Origin of the sequence: Micromonospora sp. NPDC005174 (assembly GCF_040608495.1) — a bacterium.
Taxonomy (GTDB): Bacteria; Actinomycetota; Actinomycetes; order Mycobacteriales; family Micromonosporaceae; genus Micromonospora.
The window spans coordinates 1-19,735 of the sequence record NZ_JBEXIJ010000027.1 but is presented as its reverse complement, the minus strand read 5'-3'; the positions used below and the strand labels follow the sequence as shown (position 1 = coordinate 19,735).

Below are 19,735 nucleotides of genomic sequence, written 5' to 3'. Positions count from 1 at the left end.
CACACCCGGCTAGCTGTCATAGCCGAAAAGCTAACTCCGCTAGCCAGGCGCGTCAAGCGACAGTCACTTCTTCGAGACCAGCGCGCGGCCGAAGAAGACCAGGTTCGCCGGGCGCTCGGCGAGCCGACGCATCAGGTAGCCGTACCACTGGTCGCCGTACGGGACGTAGGTGCGCACCGTGTAGCCCTCGCCGGCCAGCCGGGCCTGCTCCTCGGGACGGATGCCGTAGAGCATCTGGAACTCGAAGCGCTCCGGCCCCCGGTCGAACCAGCGGGCCCGGTCCTCGCCGATCGAGATCATCCGCGGGTCGTGCGTCGCCAGCATCGGGTAACCGTCGCCGGACATCAGGATGTTCATGCAGCGGACGTAGGACTTGTCCACCTCGCGGGCCGACTGGTAGGCCACCGACTCCGGCTCCTTGTACGCGCCCTTGCACAGGCGAACCCGCGACCCGGCCGAGGACAGCTCCCGGCAGTCCGACTCGGTCCGCCGCAGGTACGCCTGGAGCACCGCGCCGGTCGACGGGAAGTCCTTGCGCAGCTTCGCCAGCACCTCCAACGTCGAGTCGGTGGTGGTGTGGTCCTCCATGTCCAGCGTGACAGTGGTGCCCGCCTTGTCGGCGGCCGCGCAGATCGCCCGCACGTTGTCGTACGCCAACTGCTCGTCGAACATCTGGCCCAGCGCGGAGAGCTTCACGCTCACCTCGGCAGCCGGGGTGAGGCCGGCCCCCGAGAGAACCGACAGCAGATTCAGGTACTCGTCCCGGGTGGCCGTGGCCTGTTCGGGGGTGACGGTGTCCTCGCCCAGATGGTCGAGGGTGACGGCCAGACCGTCGTCGACGAGCCCGCGGGTGGCGCGCAGCGCGTCGTCGGTGGCGGCGCCGGCGACGAACCGGCGGACGACGTCCCGGGTGTACGGGGCGGTCGCGACGAGCCGCTCGACCTGGGATGACCGGGAGGCGGCGAGGATGACGGAACGGAGCATGAGCCGAGCGTATCGCCCCTGCCAGGACCCCCGCCCGGCGGCGGCTGGGGCTGCGCTGCTGGCGTCGATCGGCTACAACGATGCCGTGAACCAAAGCCCCCGCCGCCGGCTCCGGTCGGCCTCCGTGCAGCTTGGCGCTCTCACCGCTCTCGCGCTCGCTCTCTCCGGCTGCAACATGACCTCCGACGACGACGATGACGACTGCGCTCTCGGGCCGATCGGTGGCGGTGACACTGTCGCGCTGGCGATGCGGGTGTCCGACCCTGGCACCGCTGGGCGTAGCGCGGGGGAGCCGGCGACCGCCGCCCTGCCCGAGCGCGGCGGGTTCGGCACCCACCTCGCCTCCTGCGGCGGCTGAGGTGCGCCGCGAGTCCATGACGCCCCGAGCCGACTGGGACGCCACGATCCGGGCACAGGGACTGGTCTACGTCGACACCGAGCTGCCCGACGGCGGGATCATGTCGTACTGGGACGAGAGCGCCGCGTACGCCTTCGACCTCGACGAGGTGCTGCGGCTGGAGGAGGCCACCGAAGAGCTGCACCGGATGTCGGTCGCCGCTGCCGAGCACGTGGTGCAGCACCGCCGGTACGCCGAGTTCGGCATCCCGCAATGGGCCGCCGACGCGGTGGCCCGCTCGCTGCGCGAGGCGCCGCCCACCCTCTACGGGCGCTTCGACCTGGCGTACGACGGCACCTGGCCCCCGAAGATGCTGGAGTACAACGCGGACACCCCGACCGCGCTGGTCGAGGCGAGCATCATCCAGTGGTACTGGCTGGAGCAGACCCGCCCCGACCTGGACCAGTGGAACAGCCTGCACGAGCGGCTGGTCGGCGCCTGGGCCAAGATCGGCGCCGGATTGCACGACCCTCGGGTGCACGTGCTCTGGTCGAACGAGGAGGAGTCCGGCGAGGACCACATGACCGCCGGCTACCTCGCCGAGACCGCCCGGCAGGCCGGCCTGGACGTCGAGCTGCAACCCATCCAGCACATCGGCTGGGACGGTCGCCGCTTCGTCGACGCGGCCGATCGCCCGGTGACCACCTGTTTCAAGCTCTACCCCTGGGAGTGGATGCTCGCCGAGCCGTACGGGCCGCCCGCGCTGGCACCGGGCACCCCGACCACCTGGATCGAACCGGCCTGGAAGCTGCTGCTGTCCAACAAGGCGCTGCTCGCGATCCTCTGGGAGCTGTACCCCGGCCACGAGTACCTGCTCCCGGCGTACCTCGACTCACCGCGTGGCATGCCGGAGTACGTGGCCAAGCCCCTGCTCGGCCGGGAGGGCGGCTCGGTACGCATCGTCACCGCCGCCGAGGAGATCACCAACCCGGGGATCTACGGCGACGAGGGCTGGTGCTACCAGGAGTTCCGGGCGCTGCCGCAGTTCGCCGGCAACCGGACGGTGCTCGGCAGCTGGATCGTCGACGGCGAGTCGGCCGGGGTGGGGGTCCGGGAGAGCGCGAGTCTGATCACCGACGGCTACGCGCGGTTCCTGCCGCACTACATCGACGCGCCGCGCGCCCCGTGAGTCGTCTACCGTTGGGGTGTGAACTTCGACGCGTACGCCCGGACCGGCGTTGACCTGGTCAACGCCCGCCTGGACGACCTCGACGACCTGCGGGCCCTCTTTCCCGACGACAACTCCTGGATGCGCGACGAGGTCGCCGACCGGGACGTCGCCATCTTCCGACGGGCACAGAAGCGGTTGCGCGACGTCTTCGAGTACGGCACCTCGGGGCGCGACGCTCAGGCGGTGACCGAGCTGAACGCGCTGCTCGAGGCGTTTCCGGTCCAGCCCCGCATCTCCGGGCACGACTCCAGCGACTGGCACATGCACGTGACCAGCCGCGGCGCGTCGGTCAGTGCCGAATACCTGGCCGGCGCGGTCTGGGGGCTCTCGGTCTGGCTCTGCGAGTACGGCAGCGCCCGCTTCGGGGTCTGCGCCGACGAGCGGTGCGGCAACGTCTACCTGGACACGTCGTCCAACTGCTGCCGGCGGTTCTGCTCGGAGCGCTGCGCCACCCGCTCGCACGTGGCGGCACACCGGGCCCGTAAGCGGGCCGCGATCGGCGAGCAGGCGACGGTCGCCCCGCAGCCGACCTCGACCACCGAGTCGCTGACTCCGGTCAGCTGACGCTCGCCGCCGACGGGTCGGACGTCGAGGTCAGACGTCGACCGGCGACGGCGCGGTCAGGTGCTGGCGGGCGAACTCGAGCGCGGCTCGTAGGTCCGCCTCGCGCACCGCGCGGCTCTTCGCGCCCCGGGTCGCCACCTCGACGGCCACCGCACCGGTGAAACCCCGCCCGGCCAGCGAGGAGAGCAGCTCCCCGCACGGCTGGGTGCCGCGCCCGGGCACCAGGTGCTCGTCGCGGCCCTCGCCGGTGCCGTCGCCCAGGTGCACGTGGGCCAGCCCCGCGCCCATCCGGTCGGCCATCGCGAGGGGGTCGCTGTGCGAGGCCGCGCAGTGTGACAGATCCAGGGTGTACGACGGGTAGCCGGTGTCGGTGGGATCCCAGCCGGGGACGTACGGGACGAACTGCCGGCCCGCCATCCGCACCGGGTACATGTTCTCCACTCCGAAGCGGAGCCCGGGGAACCGGTCCTCGACCGTGGCCAGCCCTTCGGCGAATCCGCGCGCGTAGTCCCGCTGCCAGCTGAACGGTGGATGCACCACCACCGTCGGCGCCTCCAGCGAATCGGCCAACTCGGCGGCCTTGCGCAGGCGCTGCCACGGGTCCGGGCTCCACACCCGCTGGGTGACCAGCAGACAGGGCGCGTGCACCGAGAGCACCGGCACGCCGTAGTGCGCCGACAGGCCGCGCAGCGCGCCCGCGTCCTGGCTCACCACGTCGGTCCAGACCATCACCTCGACGCCGTCGTAGCCGAGCGCCGCGGCCAGTTGGAACGCCGCCGCGGTCGGCTCGGGGAAGACCGACGAGCTGGACAGGAGCACCGGGACGCGGGAAGTCACATCCGCCAGCGTAGCCCGGCTGTCACGGCGTTCTCAGGACGAGCACCGGCAAATCACCGGCGGTCCCGGGACCTGCTCAGATCGGCTCCAGTTGATCGAGCCGGCGGAGGATGACGCCCTCGCGCAGAGCCCAGGGGCAGATGTCCAGCGCATCCAGGTCGAGCCTGCGCATGACCGCCTCGGCGACCACCGCGCCGGCCAGCAGTTGGTGGGCCCGGCCCGCGCCGACCCCCTCCAGCTCCATCATCTGGGCGGGTGTCATGTGCCGGATGAAACCGATGATCTGCCGCAGACCGGCACGGGTCAGCCTGCGGTGCACCCAGAGGCCGGCCCCGGACGGCGCCGCGCCGGCCAGTCGCGCCAGGGTGCGGAAGGTCTTCGAGGTGGCCACGGCCCGGCCCCAGCCCACCTTCGTGACCTGGTCGACCACCTTGTCCAGCCGGCCGTCCACGTACTCCCTCAGCTTGTCGACGGCCTCCGCCGACGGCGGCGTCGCGCTGGCCGGGTCGAGCAGGAGCCGCTCCCTGGTGAGACGCCCGGCGCCGAGCGGCAGCGAGATCGCCACATCGGGGTCCTCGTCGATGCCGGCGGCGATCTCCAGGGAGCCGCCACCGATGTCGAGCACCAGCAGACGCCCCGCCGACCAGCCGAACCAGCGTCGCACCGCCAGGAACGTCATCCGTGCCTCGTCCGCGCCGGAGAGCACCTCCAGGCGTACGCCGGTCTCGTCGCGGACCCGGGCCAGCACGTCGGCCGCGTTTGTGGCGTCGCGGACGGCGGAGGTGGCGAACGCGATCAGGTCGTCGGCCTCCAGCCCGGTAGCCGCCGCCCTGGCCATGCCGACCGCCTTGACCAGGCTGTCCGCACCCGCCTCGGTCAACGCCCCGTCCGGGCCGATCTGTTCGGCGAGACGGAGGACGACCTTCTCCGAGTGCGCCGGCCAGGGGTGCGCGCCATGGTGCGCGTCGACCACCAGGAGGTGCACCGTGTTGGATCCGACGTCGAGAACACCCAGTCGCATGGTGAAGACCCTAGGTGCAACACGTTCGTGCGGCTCGTCGGCCCAGGGACGGCACCACGCGTACGCTGGTCCGGGTGACGATGGAGCTCCGCGTGCTGGTGGACGACCCGGGCGACCCACGCAGCCGCGAGGTGCCGCTGGACTTTCCCCGGGAGTGGATCGAGTTCGCCGACCCGGCCGACGAGACCCACCTGATCCGGGCCGACCTGACCTGGTTGCTCTCCCGCTGGACGTGCATCTTCGGCCAGGGCTGCCACGGCATCATCGCCGGCCGGGCGGCCGACGGCTGCTGCTCGCACGGGGCGTTCTTCACCGACTCGGACGACGAGAAGCGGGTCCGCAACGCCGTCAAGCGGCTCACCCCGGAGACCTGGCAGCACTTCCGGCGCGGTTTCAAGAACTGGACCGACCAGGACACCATCGACGGCAAGAACCCGGCCCGCCGCACCGCCACCCAGGGTGCCGACGGGCCGTGCGTCTTCCTCAACGACGCCGACTTCGCCGGCGGCGGTGGTTGCGCGCTGCACGCCCAGGCGCTGCGCGACGGGGTCCACCCGCTGGAATACAAGCCGGACGTCTGCTGGCAGCTCCCCATCCGGCGGGACCAGGACTGGGTCACGCGACCGGACAACACCAAGGTGCTGGTCTCCACGCTGTCCGAGTTCGACCGGCGCGGCTGGGGCGCCGGCGGACACGACCTGGACTGGTGGTGCACCTCGTCGACCGACGCGCACGTCGGCACCGAGCCGATGTACCTGTCGTACGGGCCGGAGCTGACCGCGCTGATCGGCGCCGCCGCGTACGAGCGACTGGCCGAACTGTGCGCCGCCCGGGTGCGGCAGGGCCTGGTCGCCCCCCACCCCGCCGACGATCTCTAGCCGACCTGGGCGGCAGTCATCGTCGAGCGCCCGCGATCAGCCGAGGGCGGCGTCGACGAGCAGGCGGGCGCTCTGCCGGGCCGCCTCGGCGATCGCCGGGTCGCCGTCCAGGACCCCGCTGGCGAGCCCGCCGTCGAGCAGCAGGGTGAGCTGCCGCGCGAGCAGTTCCGGATCAGCCGCGCCGGCCCTGCGTGCCAGCTCGGTCACCCAGGCCCGGACGACGGTCTTGTGCTCGACAGTCCGAGCGTGCACCGGACCGCCGGCCGGCGACTCGGCAGCCGTGTTGATGAACGCGCAGCCGTGGTAGCCGTCCCGGCGACAGGCTCCGGTCAGGGCGTCGAACATGCCGACCAGTTGGTCGCGCGGCTCGTCGCCGGCATCCCTGGCCGACGCCCGTAGCGCGCCGAACCAGGCCTGGTCGGCCCGGTCGAGGTACGCCAGCACGAGGTCGTCCTTGCGCGGGAAGTGCTTGTAGAGCGTCGCCTTGGCCACGCCCGACTCGGCGATGACCGTGTCCACCCCCACACCGCGCGGTCCGTGCGCGTAGAACAGCCGGAACGCGGTGTCCAGGATCCGGTCCCGGGCCGAGCCGACCGCCGTACGGTTCGTGGACATCGACACTCCCTCGTCGTTGCTGGTGACGGGCACGAGCTTACAGACAGCTCCGTCTACAGACAGCTCCGTCTGCTGCCGCACGTCGTTCCCGCCGCAGGGAGATGCTGCCGCCACCGTCCAAGAGGGACCGCGATAGACAGACCTGTCTGTTAGCCTACGGGCAATCGGCGCGAGGCCACCGCGCCCGAGTGGAGGATCGATCGACATGCGCATCGCAGTTCTCGGCACCGGCTCGGTGGGTCAGGCCATCGCGGCCCGCGCCTCGGAGTTGGGCCACCAGGTCACTATCGGCACCCGGGACGTCGCGGCCACCCGGGCGGGCGCGTACGCCGCCTGGGCCGCCGAGCACCCCGGGGTCGGGCTGGCCACCCTGGCCGAGGCCGCCGTCGATGCCGAACTGGTGGTCAACGCCACCAGCGGCACCGGGTCCCTGCCGGCGCTCACCGCGGCCGGCGCGGCGAACCTGGCTGGCAAGGTCCTGCTCGACATCGCCAACCCACTCGACTTCAGCGTCGGTTTCCCGCCCACCCTGACCGTGCCGGACACCGACTCCCTGGCCGAGCGCATCCAGCGGGAGTTCCCGCAGGCCAAGGTCGTCAAGTCACTCAACACGCTCACCGCCGAGCTGATGGTCCGCCCGCGGCAGCTCGCCGACGGAGACCACAGCGTCTTCGTCTCGGGCGACGACGCGGAGGCGAAGCGGATCGTCACCGGGCTGCTCGTGAGCTTCGGGCACACCGACGTGATCGACCTCGGTGACCTCTCGACCGCCCGGGGCACCGAGATGCTGATGCCGCTCTGGCTACGGCTCTACGGCCGGCTCGACACCGCCCTCTTCAACATCAAGGTCGTCCACTGAGCGGACGCCGACAGCCGAAGGGGCCCACGCCGCGCGTGGGCCCCTTCGGGTCGGTCGATCACGGCTCGAACTTGTAGCCCAGACCCCGAACGGTGACGATGAAACGGGGCGCCGACGGCTCCGGCTCGATCTTGGAGCGCAGCCGCTTGACGTGCACGTCGAGCGTCTTGGTGTCACCGACGTAGTCGGCGCCCCAGACCCGGTCGATGAGCTGGCCACGGGTCAGCACCCGGCCCGCGTTGCGCAGCAGCAGCTCCAGCAGCTCGAACTCCTTGAGCGGCAGCTGCACGGCCCCACCCTCGACCGTCACCACGTGCCGCTCGATGTCCATCCGGACCGGTCCGGCGGCCAGCGTCGGTGCGCCCGCCTCGGCGACCTCCGGGCTCTGCCGCCGCAGCACCGCCCGAATCCGGGCGACCAGTTCCCGAGGGGAATACGGCTTGGTGACGTAGTCGTCGGCGCCGATCTCCAGGCCGACCACCTTGTCGATCTCGCTGTCCCGTGCGGTGACCATGATGATCGGTACGGCCGAGCGCTGCCGGAGCTGCCGGCACACCTCGGTCCCCGACATCTCGGGCAACATCAGGTCGAGCAGCACGATGTCGGCGCCGGTCCGGTCGAACTCGGTGAGGGCGTCGGTGCCGGTCGCCGCGACCGAGACCTCGAAACCCTCCTTACGGAGCATGTACGACAGGGCGTCGGAGAACGACTCCTCGTCCTCGACCACCAGAACGCGGCTCAACGGGGATTTCCTTTCCATTGCTGTCAGACCTGCCGAAGCTCGGCCGGACCGGTCTCGATCCCAGCCGGCGGCAGTGTCGCCAGAAGGTCGTCCGGTGGGCTGGCGGGCAACCGGAGGGTGAACGTCGACCCACCACCAAGAGTGCTCGACACCTCCACCCGACCGCCATGGTTGCTCGCGATGTGTTTCACGATGGCCAGGCCGAGCCCGGTGCCACCGGTGGCGCGTGAACGGGCCTGGTCGGCCCGGTAGAACCGCTCGAAGATCCGGTCCACGTCCGTCGGAGCGATGCCGATGCCCTGGTCGGAGACCGCGATCTCGACGTGCTCGTCGTCTCCCCGGAGGGTGACCCGCACCGCGGTGTCCTCCCCCGAGTAGTTGATGGCGTTCTCCACCAGGTTCGCCACGGCCGTGGCGAGCTGGCTGTCGCTGCCGTAGGCGGTGAGGCCCCGCTCGCCGTCGACCGTCAGCTCGACGCCCCGGGCGGAAGCCGTGGTACGGGTACGGTCCACCACCTCGGCGATCACCCAGTCGAGCGCGACCGGTTCCGGTGGCGGCTGCGGCTCGGCGCCCTGGAGCCGGGTCAGCTCCAGCAACTCCTGCACCAGCCGGCCCAGCCGGGTTGACTCATGCTGGATCCGTTCGGCGAACCGACGGGCGGCGACCAGGTCCTCGGAGAGGTCGGGTGCGGCGGCGTCGGCCGGCTCGGTGGCGTCCAGCAGTGCCTCGGCGAGCAGTTGGAGCGCCCCGATCGGGGTCTTCAACTCATGGCTGACGTTCGCCACGAAGTCGCGCCGGACCCGGGTCAGCCGGTGCGACTCGGTCACGTCGACCGCCTCGACCGCGATGAAGCCGTTCCCGAGAGCCATGGCCCGCAGGTGCACGCCCAGCGGGTTCTCCCCCGCGCTGTCGCGACCACGTGGCAGGTCGAGCTCGATCTCGCGCCGCACACCGGTGCGTCGCACCTGGCCCGCGAGGGTACGGATCAACGGGTGCGCGGCGATCGAACCCGGAGTGCTCCCGGTGCGCAGGAGCCCCATCGCGCGGGCGGCCGGGTTGATCAGGACCGGGACGTCGTCGTCGCCCAACACCACGACACCGGCCCGGAGCGAGTCGATCGTCCGACGGCCGAGACCGGCCTGCTGCTCGTCGGCTATCGCGGGCCTCCCTGTGCTCCAGCGGGAGCTCGCGCTGCCCGTCGACGTGGAGCGGCCACGTGCCGGCAGGAACCGGGGCAGCAGGAGACCGGCGACCAGTCCGGTCGCCAACGCCACGGCCACCACGACCGCCACCGCCCACTCCACCCGGCGATCGTAGGGTCATTGTTAACCTGGCTACCACACAGAACGGGACGAACCACCCTCACTTTCGGAAGTGTTCACCCCCACGTCTGACGTCGTTCACCGTGGTTCATCCAAGGTCCGTGAACGCGCCCTACCGTTGGCGTCGCACCTGCTCAACCCCTGCGCCGGCAGCCGTCGGCGGCGACCGACCACAGGACGTGATGATGCGCGACGAGTTCCGGGCCGACCTCCAGATCGTCAGCCAACTGCTGGTGGACATGGCAGAGGGCATCCGCGCCGCCATGCGCCAGGCCACCCGGGCCCTGCTCACCGCCGACCGGCAGGCCGCCGAGACGGTCATCGAGCGGGACGCCGAGATCGACGACCTCTACCGACACGTCGAGGAGCGGGTGTGTGACCTGCTCGCCCGACAGGCGCCGGTCGCCTCCGACCTCCGGGCAATGATCACCGCGCTGCACGTGGCCGCTGATCTGGAGCGGATGGGCGATCTCGCCGAGCACGTGGCGAAGACCGCGCTGCGCCGGCACCCCTCCCCCGCCGTCCCGGCCGAGCTGCGGACGGTCTTCACCGAGATGTCCGACATCGCCGACCGGATGGCCGCGAAGATCGGTTCCGTGCTGGCGAAGCCCGACGTGGACCTCGCCGCCGAACTGGACCGCGACGACGACGCCATGGACGAGCTGCACAAGAGCCTGTTCGCGGTGCTGCTCGGCGACGACTGGCCGTACGGGGTGGAGACCGCGATCGACGCCACCCTGCTGGGCCGCTTCTACGAGCGTTTCGCCGACCACGCGGTGAACGCCGGCGAGCACGTGATCTACCTGATCACCGGGGAGAGCAGCCCGGCCACCACCTGAGGCACGCGAAAGGGGCCCCCGCGCGCTGCGGGGGCCCCTTCTGCGTCTGCTCAGCGGCCCTGGTTGGCGACCGCGGCGGCGGCTTCCTTCGCTGCCGTCGGGTCGAGGTAGGTGCCGCCCAGGGTTTGCGGGCGAAGCTGCGGGTCGAGGTCGTAGCGCAGCGGGATGCCGGTCGGAATGTTGAGCTTGGCGATCGCCTCGTCGGAGATCTGGTCGAGGTGCTTCACCAGGGCGCGCAGCGAGTTGCCGTGCGCGGCCACCAGCACCGTCCGGCCGGCCAGGATGTCGGGCACGATCGAGTCGTACCAGTAGGGGAGCATCCGCTGGACGACGTCCTTGAGGCACTCGGTACGCGGCATCAGCTCGGTCGGCAGCAGCGCGTACCGCGGGTCGCCCACCTGCGACCACTCGTCGTCGTCCGCGATCGGCGGCGGCGGGGTGTCGTACGACCGGCGCCAGAGCATGAACTGCTCCTCGCCGTACTCGTCAAGGGTCTGCTTCTTGTCCTTGCCCTGTAGGGCGCCGTAGTGCCGCTCGTTGAGCCGCCACGACCGGCGCACGGCGATCCAGTGCCGGTCGGCGGCGCTGAGCGCCAGCTCGGCGGTGCGGATCGCCCGGCGCATCACGCTGGTGTGGACGACGTCCGGCAGCAGGCCGTGCTCCCGCAGCAGCTCGCCGCCGCGCCGGGCCTCGCCCTCGCCCTTCTCGGTCAGGTCGACGTCCACCCAGCCGGTGAAGAGGTTCTTGGCGTTCCAGTCACTCTCACCGTGCCGCAGCAGGACCAGCGTCCCGACGGTGGGCCCCTCGCTCGCAGTCATGCGGATCATCCTGCCTCAACCCCGCGCCGGACACGCGGGCACCCGTCGTGACGACCACCACGTGATAAAGCGAATGACCTGCGTATCCGGCCGCCACTAGGGTTGTAAGGCGCTGTAGTCACATCGGTCATTACTTGTAAGCGGGGGCACCACGTGCGGACGATGCGGAGCTGGTTCCGGGACACCACCGGCGGCCTACCGAGGACCTTCTGGTACCTGTGGTCGGGCACGCTGATCAACCGGCTCGGCTCGTTCGTGCTCGTGTTCCTCGCCATCTACCTGACCCAGGAACGCGGCTTCTCGCCCTCCCAGGCCGGACTGGTGCTCGGCCTCTGGGGCGTCGGCGGCGCGGTCGGCACCACCGCCGGCGGTGCCCTCGCGGACCGGTGGGGCCGCCGGCCGACGCTGCTCACCGCCCATGTCGGCGCGGCGACCATGATGCTGGCTCTCGGGCTTGCCCGGGACCTCTGGGCGGTCGCGCTGGGCGCGCTGCTGCTCGGCATGTTCGCCGAGGCGGCCCGACCGGCGTTCGGGGCCATGATGATCGACGTGGTGCCGGCGAAGGATCGACTGCGCGCCTTCTCGCTCAACTACTGGGCCATCAACCTGGGCTTCGCCTGCGCCGCCGTCCTCGCCGGCCTCGCCGCGCAGGCTGACTACCTGCTGCTGTTCGTGGTCGACGCGGGCACGATGCTGATCACCGCGCTGATCATCTTCGCCCGGGTGCCGGAGACGCGCCACGGCGGATTCACGGTCGCGGCGACCACGGCTCCGCGTGGCGCCCTGCGCACGATCCTCAGCGACCGGATCTACCTCGGCTTCGTGGCGCTGAACCTGTTCGCCGCGATGGTCTTCCTCCAGCACATCTCGATGCTGCCGATCGCCATGGGCGACTCGGGCCTCAGCCCGGCCACCTACGGCTCGGTCATCGCGCTCAACGGCTTGCTCATCGTCGTCGGCCAACTCTTCGTGCCCCGGCTGATCCGGGGGCGCAACCGCTCGCAGGTGCTCGCCCTCGCCGCCGTGGTGATGGGTGTCGGGTTCGGGCTTACCGCGTTCGCCGGCACCGCCTGGTTCTACGGGCTGACGGTGCTGATCTGGACGGTCGGCGAGATGCTGAACTCGCCGTCGAACTCCACGCTGATCGCCGAACTCTCCCCGGCCGAGCTGCGCGGGCGCTACCAGGGCGTGTTCGGGCTCTCCTGGCAGATCGCCGGCGCGAGCGCGCCGATCCTGGGCGGTCTGGTGCGTGAGCATGTCGGAAACGCCGCGCTGTGGCTCGGCTGCGCCGCGATCGGTGTGCTGACCGCGGTCGCCCACCTGGCCTCAGGCCCCGCCCGGGAGCGACGTGCCGTCGCGCTGCGGCACGCCGCCGAGGTCGCGACGCCGGTCGGTGCTCGCGCGCCGCAGCCCGCCGAGGCGGCGGCCTGAGTCCGGTACGACCCCCGGTTCGCGGCCCGACTACCGTTCGAGGAAACGGTTAACAAACTGAACTGTCGGGAGATCGCATGCACGGCCTGCGGCGCTGGTGGCACGACACCGCCGGTGGACTCCCCGCCACCTTCTGGTACCTCTGGGCCGGCCTGCTGATCAACCGCGCGGGCGCGTTCGCCATGCTCTTCCTCTCGCTCTACCTCACCGACGCCCGAGGTGCCAGCGCGGCGGTGGCCGGCGTCGTCGTCGGGGCGTACGGGGCCGGCGGGGCGGCCGGCGTGCTGTGCGGCGGCGTACTGGCCGACCGGTGGGGTCGCCGGTCGACCCTGCTCGCCGCCCACCTGGCCACCGCCACCCTGATGGTCGCGCTGGCCTTCAGCCGGCCCCTCCTGCTGATCGCGGCGCTCGCCGCGCTGGTCGGCGTCGCACACTCCATGCCCGGCCCGGCCTTCGTGGCGGCGATCGTCGACGCGGTACCCGAGGACCGACGCTCACGCGCGTTCAACCTGGAGTTCTGGGCGTTGAACCTCGGGATGGCGGTCGCCTCGCTGCTCGCCGGGCTGGTAGCCGAGGCGAGCTTCACCGCACTCTTCCTGGTCGACGCGGGCGCCACGTTCACGGCTGCCGTCGTCATCGGCTGGAAGGTTCCGGAGACCCTGCGACCGGCCACCCCTGTCTCGCCGGCCGGGCATCCGACGGCAGTCCGGCCCCGCCGGCCCGGGCTGCTCACGGTCCTCACCGACCGGATCTTCCTGGTCTTCGTCGGGCTCACCTTCGTGCTGGCCGTACTCACCCTGCAGACCTCGACGATCATGCCCCTGGCGATGCGCGCGGACGGACTGGGACCGTCGGCGTACGGCATGGTCGTGGCCCTCGGTGGCGCGCTGATCGTGGTAGGGCAACTGTTCGTGCCCCGCCTGATCGACGGACGCCGCAAGGCCGTCGTACTGGCCGCCTCCACCGCCCTGCTGGCGGTCGGGTTCGGAGTGCTCGCGGTCGCCGACCACCTGGCGGTCTACCTGGGCGCGGCGGTGGTCTGGACGGTCGGCTCGATGCTCGCCGCCCCGCCGAACGCGCAGATCAACGCTGATCTCGCGCCGCCGGACCTACGCGCGCGGTACCAGTCGGTCTTCTACCTGACGTTCCCGGCCGCGGCCTTCGTCGCACCGATGCTCGGCGGGGTCAGTCTGCAGTACCTCGGCGACCGGCACTGGCTGATCGTGGGCGGGCTGGGCCTGCTGGCCGCCGTCGGTCACCTGCTGGCCGGTCCGTCCCGCGAGCGGCACGTCGACGCGCTGCGCCGGGCCGCCGAGCGGGAGCCGGCAGAACGTATCCCGACAAGCTGACCGTCCGACGGCAAAGCGCCCACCATGTCCCGAAGGTCACTGGTGGGCGCTCGCCGGTGGGGCCGGCGGCGGCGGGCAACACTCACCCCCGTAAGCATCGCCCGCTCACGCCGCCGGTCCAAACAGGTGGGCACCGTCCCCCAACGGTTGGTCCACCCGTCCCCTCGCGCCTCGCCTGGTGCGCGGATCTGATCGATCCGCCGCTCCCCCGAACGTTTCCAAACGTGGCGCGGTGCAATAAAGCTAGTTCGGCCAGATTCTGGATTCAACCCAGATGGGCTGTCTCGCCCGTCACAACTGGCGAGTATGCCCAGCTCTGACCCCGGTCTCTGGCAACAGCCGGGTACCCGTCGGGCATTCCCGCAAACACCTCAGCCGTCCTCACGATCGGGTGACTCCGTCCGGAAGAAGTTGCTCGGCCGGCCGTCCCGCATCTGCTCCTGATAGATCAGATTGAGCCGGCGCAGATCAAAGGTGTGGAACCACTCATCCCAGGTGATCTCACGAATCCGGCTGCTTTCCCGGTATCCGGGGATGTTGAAGGTCAACACTCCCGCCCGACCGTCCCGCTCGGTACCCGCGATGGTCGCCGGCTTCGCGCCACGCTCTCGCGCCCACCGCTGGATGACCTCGTGGTTGGCGGTGATCAGGCTCCGCCCCGGCCGCTCGGGCCGGTCGGCGATCGACGCGATCACCTGCGAGCTGCGGACCGACCGACCGCTGCCCCGCCCGGTCCGGATCCCACCGGCCGCCATCCCAGCGCCCGCCGACGCCGTGCTCGTCGCCGGGGTCCGCTTGGCGGGAGCCCTCTTGGCCGTGGCCCGGGCGGCGGTGCTCCTGGCCGTCCGCTTCGCGGGAGCCGCGCGCTTCGTCGTGGCCTGCGTCGCCGACGCGGTCCGCTTGGCGGCCGGCCGGGACGACGCCTTCTTCGCGGGCGCCTTCCGCGCGGGCGCGGTACGGGCCGTCGCGGAGGTCCTGCGTGCCGCCGTCGACTTCGCGGCCGCCGTCCTCTTCGCGGCCGTCGTCCTCTTGGCCGCAGCCGTCTTCTTCGCGGCAGTCGTCTTCTTCGCGGCGGCCGTCTTCTTCGCGGCGGCCGTCTTCTTCGCGGGGGCGCTCTTGTTCGCTGGCGCGGCCTTGGCGCGGCTCGGCACGGCCCTCGCCGCCGACTTCTTCGTCGCGGCGGCCCGACCGGCCGACGCCCTGCTGCCGGTGGCCCGGCCGGCCGGTCCGGTGCTGCGCCGACCCGCGCCACCGGCGTCGGAACGCAACGAGCGCACCAACTGTTTCACCAGGTCGGGCTTGCGCAACGCGGAGATCCCGGAGACCCCGCGCTTACGCAGCTGCCCCCGGATGTCCTCCACTCGCATCCGCGAAATCTCCGACTCGGAGACCCCGGGAGTGGCCGGGCTCTGGTTGCCGGCTTGTCGTCTGGTCCTGGTCGCAGTCCCGCCGCGACCTGAGCTGTTCCGCTGAGCCATGGGACGCTCCGCTCCTCGACACTCCGTCCTCGGCGCGCGGGGGTCCCTGTGCCGCACCGCGCGCCGCGGCATACCCGTCAGGAGCAGTCCGAACCCCCGCGCGTCGCGGCCCGCCGTGACCGCCAGGGGTCGGAGCGGGGGCGCCCGTACCCCAATCGCCCTTTGCTCTGCTTCAACCCAGGCGACGCTCGGAGCCCTCGACTGTTGCCTGGGTTGAAGCAGAGCAAAGGAGACAGGCGGCTGAGGTCGCGGCCGGACAGCGGCGCGCGGCCCCACCACCTCGGGCCCGGAAGCCCGTCTGGTCAAGCCCTCATCGGGAGCGCGGTGTGTCAGGCGGGGTCGCGGGTGGGGCCTGGGCCGGAGGGCTCGAAGAGGTGGGAGAAGGCGGCGAGGTTCGCGGTCGACTCGCCGCGCTTGACGCGCCACTCGTACTCGCGCCGGATCGAGCTGCCGAAGCCGATCTCCAGCATCGTGTCGAAGGACTCGTCGGAGTAGGTGAGCACCGAACCGAGCAGCCGGTCCAGTTCGTCGGCGTCCACGCCGGCCGGGTTGACCCGCCCCGTGAGGTAGACGTCGCCGACGGCGTCGATGGAGAAGGAGACGCCGTACATCCGCGCGTTGCGCTGCAGCAGCCAGGTCCACAGCTCCTCGCGCCGCTCGTCAGGCTGGCGCATGACGAACGCCTCGATCCGCAGCGCGTGCTCGCCGACGATCAGGTTGCAGATCGTCTTGAGCTTGTGGGTGCCCGGCAGGGTGACCGCGTACGAGCCGGGACCGGTCGACTCCCAGGCCAGGTCACGTTCGGCACAGACCGACTCGATGAGGGTCGCAAGATCGCTCTTCGGGCTCACCGGACCCACTCTACGACCGACCCGGTGCACCCACAGCGCCGGCGAGCCCCAGGCGTCACCAGGAGCAGGAGAGCGCCGGGTCGCAGGCCAGGTCGGCGGCGAGCCGGGCCCGACGCGCGGCGATCGCCTCGCCGTAGACGTCGAGCAGACCCGACACCGTACGGTCCCAGGAGAAGTGCCGAGCGTGCTGCGCGGCGCCCCTGGACAGCGTGGCCCGCAGGGCGGCGTCCGGCAGCAGGCGACTCAGCGCGCGGGCCCAGTCCACCGGGTCGTGCCCGTCGATCAGCACCCCGCTGACCTGGTCCCGTACGGCGGTGACCAGGCCGCCGACGGCGGCGGCCAGCACCGGCGTACCGCAGGCCTGAGCCTCGAGGGCCACGAGCCCGAAGGATTCGTTGTGCGACGGCACCGCGACCAGGTCGGCGGCCCGGTACAGGGCCGGCAGGTCGTCCCCGGTACGCGGCGGCAGGAAGACGACCCGGTCGGTGACACCGAGCGTCGCGGCCAGCTCGATCAGGGCGGTCGGCCGGTCCAGGCCGCTACCGCTGGGCCCGCCGCAGATCACCACGGTCACCTCGTCGGCCAGGGCCGGGTCACGCTCGCGCAACGCGGCGACGGCGCGGATCAGCACGTCCGGTGCCTTGAGCGGCTGGATCCGGCCGACGAAGGCCACCACGTACCCGTCGACAGGCAGCCCCAGCCGACGGCGGGCAGCGCGGGCCGCCAGGAAGCGGTCGCCCGGCGCGGGCCGGAACCGGGCCAGGTCGACACCCGGCTGCACGACGGTGACGTTGGCGGGGTCGGCGTCGTACCGCTCGACGAGGTCGCGGGCCTCCACGCGGGTGTTGGCGACCATCTGGTCCGCCTCGGCGACCACCTGCTCCTCGCCGATCACCCGGGCCTTCGGTTCCGGTCGGTCGTCGGCGGCGAGCTGAGCGTTCTTGACCTTCGCGAGGGTGTGCGCGGTGTGCACGAGCGGCACTCCCCACCGCTCCTTGGCCAGCCAGCCGACCTGGCCCGAGAGCCAGTAGTGGGAGTGGATCAGGTCGTAGTGGCCGGGCGGCCGGGACGCCTCGGCCCGCAGCACTCCCGCCGTGAAGGCGCAGAGCTGACCGGGCAGCTCCTCCTTGGTCAGCCCTTCGAGCGGGCCAGACGTGATGTGGCGGACCTGCACGCCGGGGGCCATCTCGACCACCGGGGGAAGGTCGCCCGAGGTGGCCCGGGTGAAGATCTCCACCTCGACGTCGGCCTCGGCGAGCCGCCGGGCGACCTCCAGGATGTATACGTTCATCCCCCCGGCGTCGCCCGTTCCGGGCTGGTGCAGGGGGGATGTGTGTACGGAGAGGGTGGCGATGCGACGGGGACGAGGCCACGGACGGGCACCTCGCTGACGACCAACGCCGGTGTGCAGTTCCGCCACGTCCGCTCCTTCTGCCACGGTTAATGCCGTCACGCACGACCGGCGCTTCTCGGTCAACCTGTACGCCGGATGTCATCTTCCCCATCGGGCTACGGAAATGCGCCGGCGCGGCCGCCCGGCGTGACGGACCTCATCACCGACGCCCACCGATGCGGGCCACACGCCCGGTCGGGATCGGCGGTACGGCCCGGGTGACAATGACCCGATGACCTCTGTCGCCATCGTCACCGGAGCGTCCAGCGGGATCGGCGCGGCCACCGCCCGCCGGCTCGCCGCCGAGGGCTTCCACGTGCTCGCCGCCGCCCGTCGCGCCGACCGCCTCGCCGGTCTCGTCGCCGAGATCGCCGCCGCGGGCGGGCAGGCCACTGCGGTGACCTGCGACGTCACCTCGGACGAGTCGGTGGCCGGGCTCGCCGAGGCCGCCGCGCGGGCACCCGGGCCGGTCACCCTGCTGGTCAACAACGCCGGCGGCGCGCGCGGTCTGGACCCGGTCGAGTCCGGCTCGCTCGACGACTGGCAGTGGATGTACGACGTGAACGTGCTCGGCACGCTGCGGGTCACCCAGGCGCTGCTGCCGGCGCTGGAGGCGTCCGGCTCCGGGACAATAGTGGTGGTCTCCTCCACGGCCGGGCTGACCGTCTACGAGGGCGGCGGCGGCTACACGGCGGCGAAGCACGCCCAGACGGCCATCGCCGGCACGCTCCGGCTGGAGCTGTGCGGCCGACCGCTGCGGGTGATCGAGATCGACCCCGGGATGGTGAAGACCGAGGAGTTCGGGCTGGTCCGCTTCGAGGGGGACGCCGAACGGGCTGCCGCCGTCTACGCCGGCGTGCCCGACCCGCTGGTCGCCGAGGACGTGGCGGACTGCATCGCCTGGTGCGCCACCCGGCCCGAGCACGTCAACATCGACAGGTTGGTGGTCCGGCCACGGGCGCAGGCGGCGCAACACAAGGTCCACCGGGTCTCCTGAGCCGGGCACAGGACCCATGAGCGGGGCTCCACGACGCCGACCGCTCGGCGTGGTCACCCGGGGCACGACCAACCCGAACCGACTCCGCCGGGTGGACAACTGGATCGTGGAAACCTGCGCCGACCGGCTGCGGGGTGCTGACGACCCGCTGGTGGTGGACCTCGGCTACGGCGCCACGCCGGTCACCGCCGTCGAGTTGCGGGCCCGGCTGGCGGCGGGGGTCCGTCCAGACGTACGCCTCGTCGGGCTGGAGATCGACCCGGCGCGGGTGGCCGCCGCGACGCCGGCCGCCGACCCGCCCGGCCTGACCTTCGCCCGAGGTGGCTTCGAGTTGGCCGGGCTCCGGCCGGTGCTGGTCCGCGCGTTCAACGTCCTGCGACAGTACGACGAGAGCCAGGTGACCGACGCCTGGCGCACCATGACCGCCGCGCTCGCCCCGGGTGGGGCGCTCGTCGAGGGCACCTGTGACGAGCTGGGCCGCCTGGCGAGCTGGCTGCTCGTCGACGCGGACGGCCCTCGCACGTTGACCCTGGCCGCGAAGCTGACCACGCTGGAGAGCCCCGCCGAGCTGGCCGAGCGGCTGCCGAAGGCGCTGATCCACCGCAACGTCCCCGGCGAGGCGGTGTACGACCTGATCCAGGCGTTGGAGGACGCCTGGCGGACCGCCGCCCCCTACGCCACGTTCGGTCCCCGCCAACGCTGGGTACGGGCGGTGACCCAGCTCAAGGCTGACGGCTGGCCCGTCCTGTCCACGCCGAAGCGCTGGCGCCAGGGCGAGCTGACCCTCCCCTGGCCCTGCCCCGCGCCCTGACCCGCGCCCTGACCCGCGCCCTGACCCGCGCCCTGACCCGCGCCCTGACCCGCGCCCTGACCCGCGCCCTGACCCGCGCCCTGACCCCCGGCTTCACCCCCGGCTTCACCCCCGCCCTGACCCCCGCCCTGACCCCCGGCTTCACCCCCGCGATCTTGCACTTTCGGTCGGCGATTCGCGCCTTTACACCGGTTATGTCGCCACAGAAACTGCAAGATCGCGGGGCGCGGGGCGGGGCGCGGGGGCGCGGGGCGGGGGCGGGGGCGGGGCGCGGGGGCGGGGCGGGGGCGGGGGTGTCACCAGGGACGTGGCGGTGGGCGGCCAAGGGAACGTCGATACTGCCGAGGTCGGGAAAGATGGCCGGACGGCACCGGGCCG

Annotated in this window: 21 protein-coding genes; 11 read left to right on the top strand and 10 right to left on the bottom strand. The window is 71.8% G+C overall.

The features are described from left to right. Positions 1 to 63: 63 nt before the first annotated feature. The gene (locus ABZU91_RS24940; protein WP_355244968.1) at positions 64 to 984 is read right to left on the bottom strand and encodes a proline dehydrogenase family protein; all 921 of its coding nucleotides are present in this window, start codon (positions 982 to 984) and stop codon (positions 64 to 66) included. On the opposite strand from ABZU91_RS24940, the gene ABZU91_RS24935 reads away from it, so the two are divergent. Genes ABZU91_RS24935 through ABZU91_RS24925 form a run of 3 tightly spaced genes read left to right on the top strand, consistent with a single transcriptional unit; the run spans position 983 to position 3,116 of the window. Continuing rightward, entirely contained in the window at positions 983 to 1,342 is a 360-nt protein-coding gene (locus tag ABZU91_RS24935; RefSeq protein ID WP_355244965.1) for a hypothetical protein, read from the top strand. The genes ABZU91_RS24940 and ABZU91_RS24935 overlap by 2 nt on opposite strands. A gap of 1 nt (position 1,343) precedes the next feature. Continuing rightward, the gene (locus ABZU91_RS24930; RefSeq protein WP_355244962.1) at positions 1,344 to 2,510 is read left to right on the top strand and encodes a glutathionylspermidine synthase family protein; all 1,167 of its coding nucleotides are present in this window, start codon (positions 1,344 to 1,346) and stop codon (positions 2,508 to 2,510) included. Positions 2,511 to 2,528: 18 nt separating this feature from the next. Beyond that, positions 2,529 to 3,116 carry a CGNR zinc finger domain-containing protein gene (locus tag ABZU91_RS24925; protein ID WP_355244960.1) on the top strand — a complete coding sequence of 196 codons (588 nt, stop codon included), beginning with the start codon at positions 2,529 to 2,531 and terminating at the stop codon, positions 3,114 to 3,116. 30 nt (positions 3,117 to 3,146) lie between these two features. Here the strand turns inward: ABZU91_RS24925 and ABZU91_RS24920 are convergent, their stop codons facing one another. Next, complete coding sequence (locus ABZU91_RS24920) at positions 3,147 to 3,953, bottom strand: sugar phosphate isomerase/epimerase (protein WP_355244958.1); 807 nt, start codon at positions 3,951 to 3,953, stop codon at positions 3,147 to 3,149. Between the two features lie 76 nt (positions 3,954 to 4,029). Beyond that, positions 4,030 to 4,974, bottom strand: a complete 945-nt coding sequence (locus ABZU91_RS24915; RefSeq protein ID WP_355244956.1) for a Ppx/GppA phosphatase family protein — start codon at positions 4,972 to 4,974, stop codon at positions 4,030 to 4,032. A gap of 80 nt (positions 4,975 to 5,054) precedes the next feature. On the opposite strand from ABZU91_RS24915, the gene ABZU91_RS24910 reads away from it, so the two are divergent. Further along, positions 5,055 to 5,852, top strand: a complete 798-nt coding sequence (locus tag ABZU91_RS24910) for a hypothetical protein (protein WP_355245139.1) — start codon at positions 5,055 to 5,057, stop codon at positions 5,850 to 5,852. A 36-nt stretch (positions 5,853 to 5,888) separates the two neighbouring features. Here the strand turns inward: ABZU91_RS24910 and ABZU91_RS24905 are convergent, their stop codons facing one another. Beyond that, entirely contained in the window at positions 5,889 to 6,467 is a 579-nt protein-coding gene (locus ABZU91_RS24905; protein ID WP_355244953.1) for a TetR/AcrR family transcriptional regulator, read from the bottom strand. Positions 6,468 to 6,672: 205 nt separating this feature from the next. Between ABZU91_RS24905 and ABZU91_RS24900 the strand changes: the two genes are divergently transcribed. Next, entirely contained in the window at positions 6,673 to 7,326 is a 654-nt protein-coding gene (locus tag ABZU91_RS24900) for an NAD(P)-binding domain-containing protein (RefSeq protein WP_355244950.1), read from the top strand. A gap of 58 nt (positions 7,327 to 7,384) precedes the next feature. Here ABZU91_RS24900 and ABZU91_RS24895 read toward each other — a convergent pair whose 3' ends face one another. Both ABZU91_RS24895 and ABZU91_RS24890 read right to left on the bottom strand, forming a co-directional pair. Continuing rightward, complete coding sequence (locus ABZU91_RS24895; RefSeq protein ID WP_039906992.1) at positions 7,385 to 8,068, bottom strand: response regulator transcription factor; 684 nt, start codon at positions 8,066 to 8,068, stop codon at positions 7,385 to 7,387. A gap of 23 nt (positions 8,069 to 8,091) precedes the next feature. Beyond that, positions 8,092 to 9,372: an ATP-binding protein gene (locus ABZU91_RS24890; protein ID WP_355244947.1), complete on the bottom strand. Its 1,281-nt coding sequence runs from the start codon at positions 9,370 to 9,372 to the stop codon at positions 8,092 to 8,094. Positions 9,373 to 9,575: 203 nt separating this feature from the next. On the opposite strand from ABZU91_RS24890, the gene phoU reads away from it, so the two are divergent. Then, positions 9,576 to 10,229 (top strand): phosphate signaling complex protein PhoU, encoded by a 654-nt coding sequence (phoU, locus tag ABZU91_RS24885; RefSeq protein ID WP_355244945.1) that lies wholly within the window; start codon positions 9,576 to 9,578, stop codon positions 10,227 to 10,229. A 50-nt stretch (positions 10,230 to 10,279) separates the two neighbouring features. Here the strand turns inward: phoU and ABZU91_RS24880 are convergent, their stop codons facing one another. Further along, positions 10,280 to 11,047, bottom strand: coding sequence for a phosphoglyceromutase (locus ABZU91_RS24880; protein WP_355244942.1), 768 nt, complete (start codon positions 11,045 to 11,047; stop codon positions 10,280 to 10,282). Positions 11,048 to 11,200: 153 nt separating this feature from the next. Here ABZU91_RS24880 and ABZU91_RS24875 point away from each other — a divergent pair, with 153 nt between their 5' ends. Then, complete coding sequence (locus ABZU91_RS24875; RefSeq protein WP_355244939.1) at positions 11,201 to 12,478, top strand: MFS transporter; 1,278 nt, start codon at positions 11,201 to 11,203, stop codon at positions 12,476 to 12,478. A gap of 77 nt (positions 12,479 to 12,555) precedes the next feature. Then, positions 12,556 to 13,827 carry an MFS transporter gene (locus tag ABZU91_RS24870; protein ID WP_355244936.1) on the top strand — a complete coding sequence of 424 codons (1,272 nt, stop codon included), beginning with the start codon at positions 12,556 to 12,558 and terminating at the stop codon, positions 13,825 to 13,827. A 371-nt stretch (positions 13,828 to 14,198) separates the two neighbouring features. Here ABZU91_RS24870 and ABZU91_RS24865 read toward each other — a convergent pair whose 3' ends face one another. Further along, a complete protein-coding gene (locus ABZU91_RS24865) occupies positions 14,199 to 14,582 on the bottom strand; it encodes a hypothetical protein (RefSeq protein ID WP_355244933.1) in 384 nt (127 codons plus the stop codon). Between the two features lie 55 nt (positions 14,583 to 14,637). On the opposite strand from ABZU91_RS24865, the gene ABZU91_RS24860 reads away from it, so the two are divergent. Continuing rightward, complete coding sequence (locus ABZU91_RS24860) at positions 14,638 to 15,300, top strand: hypothetical protein (RefSeq protein ID WP_355244930.1); 663 nt, start codon at positions 14,638 to 14,640, stop codon at positions 15,298 to 15,300. Between the two features lie 334 nt (positions 15,301 to 15,634). On the opposite strand, the gene ABZU91_RS24855 is transcribed toward ABZU91_RS24860, so the two are convergent. After that, positions 15,635 to 16,156, bottom strand: coding sequence for a YbjN domain-containing protein (locus ABZU91_RS24855; protein ID WP_355244928.1), 522 nt, complete (start codon positions 16,154 to 16,156; stop codon positions 15,635 to 15,637). A gap of 55 nt (positions 16,157 to 16,211) precedes the next feature. Continuing rightward, positions 16,212 to 17,576, bottom strand: coding sequence for a D-inositol-3-phosphate glycosyltransferase (gene mshA / locus ABZU91_RS24850; RefSeq protein WP_355244925.1), 1,365 nt, complete (start codon positions 17,574 to 17,576; stop codon positions 16,212 to 16,214). A gap of 205 nt (positions 17,577 to 17,781) precedes the next feature. On the opposite strand from mshA, the gene ABZU91_RS24845 reads away from it, so the two are divergent. Both ABZU91_RS24845 and ABZU91_RS24840 read left to right on the top strand, forming a co-directional pair. After that, entirely contained in the window at positions 17,782 to 18,546 is a 765-nt protein-coding gene (locus ABZU91_RS24845; protein WP_355244923.1) for an SDR family oxidoreductase, read from the top strand. Between the two features lie 16 nt (positions 18,547 to 18,562). Beyond that, on the top strand, positions 18,563 to 19,357 hold the full coding sequence (locus tag ABZU91_RS24840; protein ID WP_355244920.1) for a class I SAM-dependent methyltransferase: 795 nt from the start codon (positions 18,563 to 18,565) through the stop codon (positions 19,355 to 19,357). The last annotated feature ends 378 nt before the right edge of the window (positions 19,358 to 19,735 follow it).

Bases quoted from the DNA above. Each gene is read 5' to 3' on its own strand.
- ABZU91_RS24935 (WP_355244965.1), top strand. From the start codon at position 983: ATGAGCCGAGCGTATCGCCCCTGCCAGGACCCCCGCCCGGCGGCGGCT.
- ABZU91_RS24940 (WP_355244968.1), bottom strand. From the start codon at position 984: ATGCTCCGTTCCGTCATCCTCGCCGCCTCCCGGTCATCCCAGGTCGAG.
- ABZU91_RS24915 (WP_355244956.1), bottom strand. From the start codon at position 4,974: ATGCGACTGGGTGTTCTCGACGTCGGATCCAACACGGTGCACCTCCTG.
- ABZU91_RS24910 (WP_355245139.1), top strand. From the start codon at position 5,055: ATGGAGCTCCGCGTGCTGGTGGACGACCCGGGCGACCCACGCAGCCGC.
- ABZU91_RS24905 (WP_355244953.1), bottom strand. From the start codon at position 6,467: ATGTCCACGAACCGTACGGCGGTCGGCTCGGCCCGGGACCGGATCCTG.
- ABZU91_RS24900 (WP_355244950.1), top strand. From the start codon at position 6,673: ATGCGCATCGCAGTTCTCGGCACCGGCTCGGTGGGTCAGGCCATCGCG.
- phoU (WP_355244945.1), top strand. From the start codon at position 9,576: ATGCGCGACGAGTTCCGGGCCGACCTCCAGATCGTCAGCCAACTGCTG.
- ABZU91_RS24880 (WP_355244942.1), bottom strand. From the start codon at position 11,047: ATGACTGCGAGCGAGGGGCCCACCGTCGGGACGCTGGTCCTGCTGCGG.
- ABZU91_RS24870 (WP_355244936.1), top strand. From the start codon at position 12,556: ATGCACGGCCTGCGGCGCTGGTGGCACGACACCGCCGGTGGACTCCCC.
- ABZU91_RS24865 (WP_355244933.1), bottom strand. From the start codon at position 14,582: ATGGCGGCCGGTGGGATCCGGACCGGGCGGGGCAGCGGTCGGTCGGTC.
- ABZU91_RS24845 (WP_355244923.1), top strand. From the start codon at position 17,782: ATGACCTCTGTCGCCATCGTCACCGGAGCGTCCAGCGGGATCGGCGCG.
- ABZU91_RS24840 (WP_355244920.1), top strand. From the start codon at position 18,563: ATGAGCGGGGCTCCACGACGCCGACCGCTCGGCGTGGTCACCCGGGGC.